Below are 11,953 nucleotides of genomic sequence, written 5' to 3' on the forward strand. Positions count from 1 at the left end.
GTGATGCGGTGCCATCCTGTATTTCAAAAGCCCCTTCATGGTTAGCCATCAGCAGGTGATCTGCTACAGTGAACAGTCCCCAGGCAGGGGCTTTGGTACCGGTGACCGGCGTAAAATCGCCATTGGCAAAGCTCAGGTCCTGTGCAGCAGGTATAGGTACGGTGTACAGGCCATTAGAAGTACCTATATATAAATGCTGCTTAAAAATAATGGCGGAGTAACCGGCTCCTTCGTTCAGCTTTTCGGGGTAAATATGTTTAATAGCATTGTCATAGGCCATAAAGCCAATACCATTATCCAGGCCTAACCACAGGTTATGGTTTTTATCCGGCAGCACGGCCAGCACACAATTATTCTCCAGCCCATCGCGGCGCGAAAAATGTTCGATGATATCTCCCAGCCGGTTAATAATATAACAGCCGCTTAGCTGTGTGCCTATTGCCAGCCAGTTATTATTCACCGCTGAGCAGCTGAGAATGCGGTCGTTCATAAAGGTGCGCATGTTCGCGGATGGGAAGGGGGTAAGCTGGTTGTGCGACAGTATGTACAAACCATGTTTAAGCGTTGCTACCACGGTGCTGTCCTTCCCCAGCTGGGTAAGGGCTGTGATGGCAGAACCTTGTGGTAAGGTATGCTCTTTAATCAGCGGTATCCAGGTATTGCCGGCCAGGGTAAGCAGCCCTTTTTTTACATCCTGCGCTATCAGCTGTCCATTGGCCTGCCCCATGTACAGCCATCCGGCATCAGCGGGATATACTGTGATGTTATTATTACGAAAACGGAAAATAGCAGTGCGGGAGCGGAACAGCACTTCATCTTTATACACAACAATGTTCCAGATATCGGAAAAGTTACGTTGGGCCGCAGGAACCAATGGTACCAGGGAGGTAAAGCTAAGCCGCCCGTTCTTACCGGCGCTAAAGTAACCGAACCCGTTCTGTGTACCGGTATATATTTTATGATCGCGGCCAATGGCTACGCAGCGCGCCATGGAGCCATCCGGCAGGGGATAGGTTTTCCAGTAGCTGCCATCAAAGCTCAGCAAGCCCTCTATATTGGCAAAATATACCAGGCCGTTGCTGTCCTGCGCAATGCTCCAGTTAGCGGTACCGGCGTTGTAAGTGTTTTTGCTGTAGCTGACCACATCCGGGGTCCCGATCTTATGCTGGCTAAAGGCTAAGGATCCTGATAACAGCAATCCCGTTAGAAATATGCTTTTCATAGAGAACCGTGGAATGATGATTAGAGTATGTAGCTGTAAAGCGGCGCTTATAAATATACAAAAAATGGAAGGAGCCCGGCAGCTGGGCTTACTCATAAAAAAGATAGTAGCGGGGAATGTTATGATGTAGTGTTGATGTGGTGAAAAATAACCTCCCTAAGCCCGCAGCGGCTAAATTCGTTCTGCACCCATTACCATAATATATACAAATGAAAAAACTGGTTATCCACGTCATCTTTACCATTTTAGCTTTTAATGCAAGTGCGCAGAACGGGCCTTTAGGCATTTTTGAAGGCCATGGGGATATCGGCAACCACGTAAAACCCGGCGCTGCTACCTATATTCCGCAAACGCAGCAATATATCATCTCCGGCGCAGGCTATAATGTATGGTTTGATCACGATGAATTTCATTATGTATACAAACGCCTGAAAGGCGATTTTATCCTTTACACCCGTGCAGCCTTTGTAGGGGCAAAAGGGGTGGAGGAGCACCGCAAGGCAGGCTGGATGGTGCGTAAAAGCCTGGACAGCAATGCCGCGCATGTAAATGTGGTGGCGCATGGCGATGGCCTTACCTCCCTGCAATACCGCAAAACAGCCGGCGCCACCACGGAGGAAGTACGCTCCACCCTTACCCATGCGGATGTGCTGCAGCTGGAACGTAAAGGCAATACCTATACTATGCGGGTAGCCAGGTATGGAGAGCCGTTTGTAACCGCGCAGGTAACGGACCTTGACCTGGGAGCGGAAGTATATGTGGGATTGTTTGTAGGCTCCCATAATGCCGATGTGCTGGAAACCGGCGTGTTCCGCGATGTACGTATAACCGTACCCTTTAACGGGGAATCGGATCAGAACACCCGTATGACCCTGGGCAGCAACCTGGAGCTGCTGGAAGTGGCCACCGGCAACCGCGAGATCATTTATACCGTACCCTACTCCATACAGGCCCCTAACTGGATGCCCAGCGGGAAGTCGCTTGTTTTTAATGATAACAAAGGGCTGATGTACACCTTTGACCTGGCCACCCGGCAGCCGGTGCAGCTAAATACCGGGGATATAAAAAACAATAATAACGATCATGTGCTTTCCTTTGATGGCGCCATGCTGGGGCTAAGCAGTAATGTACGGGAGCTGGGTGGATCGATCATTTACACCGTGCCCGTAACCGGCGGCACGCCAAAGCAGGTAACGCCCAAAGGGCCTTCGTACCTGCATGGCTGGTCGCCGGACGGGAAATACCTGGTTTTCTGCGGGCAGCGGAACGGGGAGTTTGATGTATACCGTGTGCCGGCCGCAGGCGGAGCGGAGGAAAAGCTTACTAACACAAAAGGTTTGGACGATGGGCCTGAATATTCGCCGGATGGGAAGTATATTTACTTTAATTCCGTACGCTCCGGCACCATGCAGATCTGGCGGATGAAGCCAGATGGCAGCGGGCAGGAGCAGGTTACAAATGATGATCTCAATAACTGGTTTGCGCACATTTCGCCGGATGGGAAGTGGATGGTATTCCTCTCTTTCCTGAAAGAAGAAGTGGAGCCGGGTATACACCCGCCTTACAAGCATGTATACCTGCGCCTGATGCCGGTTGCGGGCGGCACACCCAAAGTGATCGGGTATGTGTATGGCGGGCAGGGCACTATTAATACGCCCTCCTGGTCGCCGGATAGCAAACGTATTGCCTTCATCAGTAATTCGGATATGAGCAGTAAATAAACAGACCTTTTAGCAAATGAACATGAACAGACGTTCGGCCCTCCGCACCCTGATGGTGGTAACCGCAGGCGTTACGCTGCTGCCTTCATGCGTGCAGCGCCCGCGTAAAGCGGCAGTGGCCTACAAACACTTACAGCTGAACGGTGAGGAGGAAGATATGCTGGCTACCATGGCCGCTATCATCATCCCCACCACCACTACGCCCGGTGCAAAGGAAACCGGGGCGCACCGTTTTGCCCTTACTATGATAGATGATTGCTGCAGCGCCAAAGACCAGGAGCAATTCCAGGATGGCCTGCACAAATTTCAGGAGATGGTAAGGGAAAAGGATGGTAACCCCTTTGGGAAATGTACCCCTGCACAGCAGCAGCAATGGGTAGCCACGCTGAATGATGGTAAGAACCTGCCGCATAACGTGGATGCCTTTTATCACATGCTGAAAAGGTATACCATTGAAGGTTTTACGGGCTCTCAATATTTTTTAACCAAAGTAAGGGTGTATGAGCTGGTGCCCAGCCGCTTTCATGGCTGTATAGCAGTGAGTAAAGTATCGCCCTCCATAGATAACTGATCGTAGTATGAGTAATAGTAAGCAGGCCAATACTTTTGATGCCATTGTAATAGGTGCGGGCATGAGCGGCGGATGGGCAGCAAAAGAGCTGTGCGATAAAGGATATAAAACATTATTGCTGGAACGCGGGCGTAATGTGCAGCATTTGAAAGATTATCCCACCACCAACATGTATCCCTGGGAATTCAGCCACCATGGCCAGGTACCGGCAGAGATCCAGGAAGCCAATCCTTCCATTAGCCGCTGTTATGCGTACCGGGAAGATGCCATGCATTTTTTTGTAAAGGATACGGAGCATCCCTATGTGCAGGATAAACCGTTCGACTGGATCCGCGGTTACCAGGTAGGCGGCAAATCCATTATGTGGGCGCGGCAAACGCAGCGCTGGAGCGATTATGATTTTGAAGGCCCGCTGCGGGATGGCTTTGCAGTGGACTGGCCTATCCGTTATAAAGACCTGGCGCCCTGGTACAGCTATGTGGAGAAATTTGTGGGCATCAGCGGTAATAAAGACGGCATTCCCAACCTGCCGGATGGTGAATTCTTACCGCCCTGGGAGCTAACCTGTGTGGAAGATTATTTTAAAGGTGTGGTAGCAAAGAATTATGAGAACCGCCACGTGATCTATGCACGCTGCGCACACTTAACCAAACCGCAGGATATTCATAAGGAGCAGGGCCGCAATCAATGCCAGGGCCGCAGCCTTTGCCAGCGGGGTTGCCCGTTTGGCGGTTACTTTAACAGTAACTCCACCACCATTCCCTGGGCACAGAAAACAGGTAATCTTACTTTGCAGCCATTTTCCGTGGTGCATAGTATTATATACGATGAGCACAAGGGCAAAGCCGGTGGCGTACGTGTGATTGACGCAAACACCAAAGCTGTAACAGAGTACTACGCCCCGGTTATTTTTTTAAATGCAGGCGCTTTAAACACCAATCTTATCCTTATGCATTCCACTTCATCCCGCTTCCCAAATGGTTTGGGAAATGAGAATGGTTTGCTGGGTAAGTATGTAGCTTTTCACAATTACCGCGCGCGCATTTCCGGCACGCACGATGGGTTTAAGGAATTTACAACAGACGGGCGCCGTCCCACCAGCGCGTATGTGCCGCGTTTCCGCAATGTATTTAAGCAGGAAACGGATTTCCTGCGCGGCTATGCTGCTTCTTTTTACTCCGGCCGTTTTCCGCAGCGGGATACCTCCGGTTTTGGCGAAGCGTTAAAACAGCAGCTGGGTAATGCCACTCTGGGCCCCTGGTATGTATCCTCCCAAATGATGGGCGAAACCATTCCCAAGGAAAGCAATACCGTAAGCCTGCATGCACAGCAGAAAGATGAATGGGGCATTCCCTTGTTACGCATCAATATTGATTATGATGATAATGATGAGAAGATGATCAAAGATTTCTTTGAGCAGTTCAAGGATATGTTTGCCAAAGCCGGTTTTAGCAATGTAGAGACCTACGACAGCAAACAAGCCCCTGGCCTGGATATTCACGAAATGGGCGGCGTACGTATGGGCCACGATCCTAAAACATCGCTGTTAAATAAATGGAACCAGCTGCATGCCTGCAAAAATGTGTTTATTACAGATGGCGCCTGCATGACTTCCACATCAACCCAGAACCCATCGCTCACCTATATGGCATTAACTGCCAGGGCAGTGGATTACGCGGTGTCTGAAATGAAGAAAGGGAATTTATAAACGTCATGTGATCTTATATATTAGCCCTGGCAGGTACTGCACCTGCCGGGGCTTTTTATTGGATCTTATTTTCCCTATATTTACCCCTGACAGTGCAAATCATTCATACAGGCATTACGGGAGAAGAGGAAAGGCGCCTGCTGGCAGATGTAGCAGCCGGCAGCTGGAATGCTTATTCCCGTTTATATGAGCTTTACTCTCCTTTAGTGCTGCATTACCTGCAAATTTATTTACCGGAAAAACAGGACGTGGAAGAAATAGGGCAGGAGGTGTTCCTGAAAGTGTGGAAGCGCCGGGAAACGCTCATCACTATACGTTCCTTTAAGAACTACGTTTTTATTATTACCCGCAATGCGCTGAACGACTTTTTACGCGCCCGCCAGGCCCGCCTCTCCAAACAGGCCGGTTATGAGCGCGATTATGTGCAGCCGCACCACTACAGCCCCGACGATAAATTAGTAACCGATCAATATGAAGCCATTGCCCGTGCGGCACTGGCAGCGCTGCCGGAAAAACAGCGTTTGATCTTTGAGCTGCGTACCCGGGATGAGAAGACCATCCAGGAAATAGCCAATGAAATGGGTATGTCGCTGGGCGGGGTACATAAATCATTACAGCAGTCCATTGCCGCATTAAAGGACTATTTAGGCAAACATGGGGTGCATTTCCTGGTGCTGCTTTTTTTAATGTGCTGATGTGCTAATATGCTAATGTGCTGGTTTATATTTATTTACTGGTAGATTGTTTTTTATTCTATAATGGATCGCCATACATTCAAATACCAGCACATTAGCATATCAGCACATCAGCACATTAATTTTTTTTTTTACGCTCAGTGAAAATTCAACATTAACCACCGTCTTTAGTACGTACACATCATGGACCTTACCAGGGCAATAGCACATATTGAAGCTTTAACCGCCGGCCGGCCGGTGAATGAAAGCGCTGCCGGCGCCTTCCGGCAGTGGATGCTTACGGAAGCAAGCGCCGAAGAGCTGAAAGCGCTGGCTGCCGCACATGAAGAGCTGCTTATGGGGGCAACAGGAGAGCTGGTATACGACCGGGAGATTGCCGGTAATATTTTTTCTAAACTACAATACCTCCGCGAAGAAGCCGCGGAGGATCTCATAGGACAGGACAACACACCGGTGGTGCCGCTACGTTCCCGCTTAAATTATTGGTGGGCAGCTGCAGCAACCCTGCTTTTAATATTGGGAGCAGGCACCATCTGGTTTTTACGCACGCAAAAGAACACACCCGCAGTGGCAGTGCAGCAGCCATTGCAGCCCGGCGGTAATAAAGCGCTGTTAACATTAGCTAACGGGCAGCAGATAGTGCTGGATAACGCGGCCACCGGCCAGGTAGCCACCGCAGGCGGTGTACAGGTAGTGAAGCTGGATAGCGGGTTGATCGCTTACCAGGGAACCGGCAGCATTGTAGAAAGCAATTTGTTATCTGTACCCAGGGGCGGACAATACAGGGTTACTTTGCCGGATGGTACCAAAGCATGGTAAAACGCCGCATCATCCTTACGGTACCCCACTGCTTTTACGGGCGCTACCCGCAGCGTGGAGCTGAGCGGCGAAGGGTATTTTGAAGTAGCGGCAGATGCCGCGCATCCCTTTGTGGTAAAAGCAGCCGGTGTAAATGTGCAGGTGTTGGGCACTTCCTTTAACATTATGGCTTATGCCGATGAAGCAGCCATCCGTACTACGGTGCTTAGCGGCGCAGTAAAAGTGCAGGCTGCAACAGCAGCCGTGGTAACGCCCGGTTTGCAGGCCAGCCTGTATCCGCAGCAAAATACATTTAAGCTTACCCGTCCCGACCTGGAGGAGGTAATAGCGTGGAAAGAAGGTAAGTTCCGTTTTGGCAAAACCAATATTAAGAACATTATGCGGCAAATGGCCCGCTGGTACGATATGAATGTGATCTATGCCGGTAATGTGGATGAGGTGCAGTTTGAAGGCATCCTGTCCAGGAAAGCCGCTGCCGCGCAGCTGCTGGAAGCCATTGCCGCCACCGGCGATGTACATTTTAAAATAGAAGGTAATAACGTAACCGTTTTTCCGGGAAAGGGGGAATAAAGGATATAAACCCGGATCAAAGGGATCAACATAGCAACAGGAAAAAATTCAGCCAAACAGTAATTAAAGATCAACCAAAGTGTTCGTAACAGCCAACCGGAAGTTTATGTAAACAATTAGAACCAACCGTGTTCCCGTAAAAAAATAGCGGGTCCTGATTGCCGTCAGAACCCGCTGTAGCGGGAATACTTTGTAAATGCCTGAAACATTTTTTTAGTAAATCCCTAAAATGTACAAAAGTATGACTTGGATTGTACCTGATAAAGGTATGCGAAATCTTTCGCTTATTAAAATGCTGATGATTATGAAATTCATCATGATCCTTATGCTGGTAGGCGCTTTGCACGTAAGCGCAAACAGTTTCGGACAGCGGGTGACAATGAATGTAAAAGACGCACCGCTAACACAGGTATTTAAAATGCTGAGCGCACAAACCGGGCAGGAGTTCTTATTGAACCCTGCAACAACGGAGCAGGTGCCGCCGGTGACCATCAATGTAAAAGACGTTCCGGTAGAAGCTTTCCTGGAAAAGCTTACAAAGGAGCGCGGCCTGCGTTACACCATTCTCAACAACATTATTATTGTAACGCGTGAGCTGGCGAAACAGCCTGCAGATACCACGCCCGTTGCAGCGCCGCGGCCCAATGTTATTATCAGTGGTACGGTGATGGATATTAACGGGGAGCCATTACCCGGGGCAACGCTTATGATACAGGGTACCCGCAGAGGCACCCAAACCGCTGCCAACGGCCATTTTGAAATACATTCAGACCAGGTGGATAATACCCTGGTGATCACCTATACCGGTTATGGTGTGCTAAGCACAAAAGCGATTTCAGGCCATCCCATGACCATTATGATGCGGCCCTCTAAAAATGAGCTTGACCTGGTGCAGGTAATTGGATACGGCCGCACCAGCAAACGTTTTAATACCGGCAACGTGGTTACCGTAAGGGGAGAGGATATTCAGAAGAACCCCGTAACCAATGTGCTGGCAGCTTTACAGGGCCGTGTGCCCGGCATGATCATTACCCAGGCCACCGGCATACCCGGCGGCGCAGTGAATGTGAATATACGCGGCACCAACAGCCTGGCCGCCGGTACAGATCCTTTATATATTATTGATGGGGTACCCTACCCGCCCGGCACAATAAACAGTGGCGGTGTACTCCTGCTGAACCAAACGCTGAAAGGCGGTAACTACCTCAACTATTTTAACCCGGCTGATATTGAAAGCGTGGATGTGCTGAAGGATGCAGACGCTACCTCCATTTATGGCTCCCGCGGCGCCAATGGCGTAATACTCGTTACCACTAAAAAAGGTAAGCCCGGCCGAACAAGGATAGACCTGAATGCCTATACCGGTATTTCTACTACAGCCACGGCGCCCAAGCTGCTGAACTTACAGCAGTATCTTGAAATGCGGCATGAAGCTAAAAGGAATGATAAGACGGCCGCCACAATTTTAGATTATGATATTAACGGTACCTGGGATACCACCCGTTATACCGACTGGCAAAAGCTGCTGCTAAAGAAAAAGGCTTACCTGAGCAATGGGCAGATAAGTATGTCCGGCGGTGGCAATAACAGCAGCTACCTGGTAGGTGCAGGTTATACGCGGCAAACCTCCGTAATGCCCGGTGATGGCGCTAACCAGCAGGCCAATGTGCATTTCAGCACCACGGCGGAAACTAATAATAAAAAGGTAGCCGTTATGTTATCCGGCAGCTATAACTATACCTATGATAATATTCAGGCCTATGATTTTTCCCGTGCCGTGTTACAGCTGGCGCCCGATGCGCCTAAGGTGTATAACGATGACGGATCATTGAACTATGAGAACAATACTTTTGACAATCCTTTCAGGGAGCTGAATAAAATATACAAGAACCGTGTGAATAACCTGGTAGGCAATGCCAGCATCAGCTACCGCCCCCTGAAAGGGCTGGAAATTAAAACCGTGCTGGGTTACAATAATGCGCAGATCAGTGAGTTCCTGGGCACGCCTATGTCTTACTACAGCCCTGCCAACCTGCAGCTGAGCGGCGCAGTGAATCAAAGCCTGTTCCGCACTTTTAATAACAGCACCTGGTCAATAGAACCGCAGGCCAATTACAGCATTGCATTGGGTAAAGGTGTGCTGAATGCCCTGGCAGGCGCCACTTTCCAGAGCAGTAAAGATACCCGGCTGTCGCAAAAAGCAATAGGCTTCAGTAATGATGCGCTGCTGGAAAATCCCGGTGCGGCAGATAGCACTTTAATAGACGATTATTCATACAGCCTTTATAATTACAACGCAGCATTTGGCCGCCTGAACTATAGCTGGAACAATAAGTACATCCTGAACCTCACAGGCCGTTATGATGGCTCCAGCAGGTTTGGCCCCGGCAGGCAGTTTCATTTCTTTGGCGCAATAGGCGCCGCCTGGATCTTTACGGAAGAAGCATGGGTAAAGAACAATGTGCGCTTCCTGAGCTTTGGTAAGCTGAGAGGCAGCTATGGCACTACCGGTAACGACCGTATAGGAGATTACAAATTTTATGATCTCTACAATCCCGGCAGCCAGTACCAGGGGCAGCAGGGCTTATTACCCGCCAGCCTTTTCAATCCTGACCTGCAATGGGAAACCAATAAGAAAATGGAGCTGGGCCTGGAGCTGGGTTTCCTGAAAGACCGTATTTCAGTGGAAGGCAGCTATTACCGCAACCGCAGCTCTAACCAGCTGTTCCCCTATAACCTGGCAAGGACCACGGGCTTTAACAGCATTTTACTGAACCTGCCGGCAGTGATACAGAACAGTGGTATAGAAATAACGTTAAGGACCACCAACATCCGCACAAAAACCTTTACCTGGACCACCAGCTTTAACATCAGCGCCAATCATAATAAGCTGGTGAGTTATCCGGGGCTGGCCTCCTCCACCTACACCAATATCTTTGTGATAGGGCAGCCCATTTACCTGGTGAAAGTATTTAAATACGCCGGTGTGGATCCCGAAAAAGGGGTGTACACTTTTTATGACAGCAAGGGAAGCATTACCACCACGCCCAGTGAAACTACCGACAGAACGGAGTATATAGATACATCGCCCAAATACTTTGGCGGTTTGCTGAACTCATTCCAGTACAAAGGTTTTTCGCTGGACTTTAATTTCAGCTTCATCAGCCGCATGGCTAAAAATGCATTTGGCCAGCAGCAAACCCTTCCGCCCGGCTTCTTTTATAACATGACCACCGATGTGCTGGCGCGCTGGCAAAAGCCTGGCGACGTAACGGATACACGCAGCTATACTGCCAACATCCTGGGCTTTTTGGCCCAGAGTAACGCCACTGCCAGCACCCGTGCGTATAGCCTGGCCCGTTATGCACGTTTGCAGAACCTGGCTTTCTCTTACCAGCTGCCGCAATCATTGCTGGCTAAATGGCGCATCAGCAACATCCGGCTATACCTGCAGGGGCAAAACCTGTTCACCATTTCCAATTTCAAAAATGTAGATCCTGAGAACCTGGATGCCGTTAGCCTTCCGCCGCTGCGCCAGTACACTGCCGGTTTCCAGGTTACCTTATAAACTGTTTGATCATGACACGTACCTATAGAGCAATCATAAACTTCGTTTTCCGCTATATGCCCGTTGCAGGCCTGCTGCTTGTAAGCGCCGCCGGCTGTAAGGATTTTGTGCAGGTAGATCCGCCTATCTCCGGCATTAACAAGGATAATGCCTATGACAACGATAAATCTGCTTTGTCTGTAATGACCGGCATTTACGGCCGGCTGGTAACGCCCAATTTTGGTGTTACCTACGGCAGCACCGGTATTGGCTATCTGATGGGCCTTTATGCAGATGAGCTGAAGAACTGGAATCCGAATAGTACTACCCGCCAGCAGTTTTATGTAAATAACCTGCAGGCCACTAATACCGTAAGCGCTTTGTGGAATCCCATATATACAGAGATCTATGCCTGTAATGCCGCTATAGAAGGCTTCACAACATCTGCCGCATTAAGTGCGGCCGTTAAAAGGCAGGGTGAGGGAGAAGCAAAGTTCATGCGCGCTTTCCTTTATTTCTATGCAGTGAACCTGTTTGGCGATGTACCCCTGGCCATTACTACCGACTACCGCGCCAATACCGCTATGGCACGTACGCCGCAGGCAACAGTATATACGCAGATCATTGCAGATCTTAAGGATGCGCAGAACTTACTGGGTGATGCTTATCTGAATGGTAACGGCACTGCTGCGCAGGACAGGGCCCGGCCCAACAAACAGGTGGCTGCTGCTTTACTGGCAAAGGTATACCTGTACATGAAGGATTGGGCCAATGCAGAAGCGCAGGCCAGCGCCGTAATTGCAGACAGCCGTTATGCGCTGGAAACAGATCCTGCCAATGTATTCCTGGCTGCCAGTAAGGAAAGCATCTGGGGCCTGGCGCCATCCGTTAGCTCAAATTATGTGGTGGAAGAGGTGAACCTGTACACTTTTACACCCGGTATTGGGCCGGATAACAGCAAAACAGTTTCGCTGAGCGATTACATTTTAAATGCTTTTGAAGCAAACGATAAACGTTTTGCTGCATGGGTAGGCCGTACCGATGTACCTCCCAATGGAGTATCTCCCGCCGGCACTTACTACTTCTCCAATAAATACAGA

9 protein-coding genes and 1 pseudogene are annotated in these 11,953 nt (G+C 49.7%); 9 read left to right on the forward strand and 1 reads right to left on the reverse strand.

The features are described 5' to 3' along the window. The coding region (locus VIM87_RS18155; RefSeq protein WP_331998369.1) for a hypothetical protein at positions 1 to 1,222 on the reverse strand (1,222 nt) is incomplete at its 3' end. A 209-nt stretch (positions 1,223 to 1,431) separates the two neighbouring features. On the opposite strand from VIM87_RS18155, the gene VIM87_RS18160 reads away from it, so the two are divergent. From VIM87_RS18160 to VIM87_RS18200, 9 genes and pseudogenes are all read left to right on the forward strand, one after another. Next, positions 1,432 to 2,943, forward strand: a complete 1,512-nt coding sequence (locus tag VIM87_RS18160) for a biopolymer transporter TolR (RefSeq protein ID WP_331998370.1) — start codon at positions 1,432 to 1,434, stop codon at positions 2,941 to 2,943. Between the two features lie 22 nt (positions 2,944 to 2,965). Next, a complete protein-coding gene (locus tag VIM87_RS18165) occupies positions 2,966 to 3,514 on the forward strand; it encodes a gluconate 2-dehydrogenase subunit 3 family protein (protein WP_331998371.1) in 549 nt (182 codons plus the stop codon). A 7-nt stretch (positions 3,515 to 3,521) separates the two neighbouring features. Continuing rightward, a complete protein-coding gene (locus VIM87_RS18170; protein ID WP_331998372.1) occupies positions 3,522 to 5,222 on the forward strand; it encodes a GMC family oxidoreductase in 1,701 nt (566 codons plus the stop codon). A gap of 92 nt (positions 5,223 to 5,314) precedes the next feature. Continuing rightward, a complete protein-coding gene (locus VIM87_RS18175) occupies positions 5,315 to 5,917 on the forward strand; it encodes a sigma-70 family RNA polymerase sigma factor (protein ID WP_331998373.1) in 603 nt (200 codons plus the stop codon). Between the two features lie 183 nt (positions 5,918 to 6,100). Next, complete coding sequence (locus VIM87_RS18180; protein ID WP_331998374.1) at positions 6,101 to 6,736, forward strand: hypothetical protein; 636 nt, start codon at positions 6,101 to 6,103, stop codon at positions 6,734 to 6,736. A 12-nt stretch (positions 6,737 to 6,748) separates the two neighbouring features. Further along, positions 6,749 to 6,946, forward strand: a pseudogene (locus VIM87_RS18185) (FecR domain-containing protein); the annotation flags it as partial. Between the two features lie 33 nt (positions 6,947 to 6,979). Next, positions 6,980 to 7,306, forward strand: coding sequence for a DUF4974 domain-containing protein (locus VIM87_RS18190; RefSeq protein ID WP_331998377.1), 327 nt, complete (start codon positions 6,980 to 6,982; stop codon positions 7,304 to 7,306). Positions 7,307 to 7,610: 304 nt separating this feature from the next. Then, a complete protein-coding gene (locus VIM87_RS18195) occupies positions 7,611 to 10,874 on the forward strand; it encodes a SusC/RagA family TonB-linked outer membrane protein (protein WP_331998375.1) in 3,264 nt (1,087 codons plus the stop codon). Between the two features lie 11 nt (positions 10,875 to 10,885). Further along, positions 10,886 to 11,953: RagB/SusD family nutrient uptake outer membrane protein (locus VIM87_RS18200; protein ID WP_331998376.1), on the forward strand; the 1,068-nt coding region annotated here is incomplete at its 3' end.

This window comes from Chitinophaga sp. (assembly GCF_036569125.1).
Classification (GTDB): domain Bacteria; phylum Bacteroidota; class Bacteroidia; order Chitinophagales; family Chitinophagaceae; genus Chitinophaga.

What these genes read in the sequence shown, in the direction of transcription:
- VIM87_RS18160 (WP_331998370.1), top strand. Translation starts at nt 1,432, where the DNA reads ATGAAAAAACTGGTTATCCACGTCATCTTTACCATTTTAGCTTTTAAT.
- VIM87_RS18165 (WP_331998371.1), top strand. Translation starts at nt 2,966, where the DNA reads ATGAACAGACGTTCGGCCCTCCGCACCCTGATGGTGGTAACCGCAGGC.
- VIM87_RS18170 (WP_331998372.1), top strand. Translation starts at nt 3,522, where the DNA reads ATGAGTAATAGTAAGCAGGCCAATACTTTTGATGCCATTGTAATAGGT.
- VIM87_RS18180 (WP_331998374.1), top strand. Translation starts at nt 6,101, where the DNA reads ATGGACCTTACCAGGGCAATAGCACATATTGAAGCTTTAACCGCCGGC.
- VIM87_RS18195 (WP_331998375.1), top strand. Translation starts at nt 7,611, where the DNA reads ATGAAATTCATCATGATCCTTATGCTGGTAGGCGCTTTGCACGTAAGC.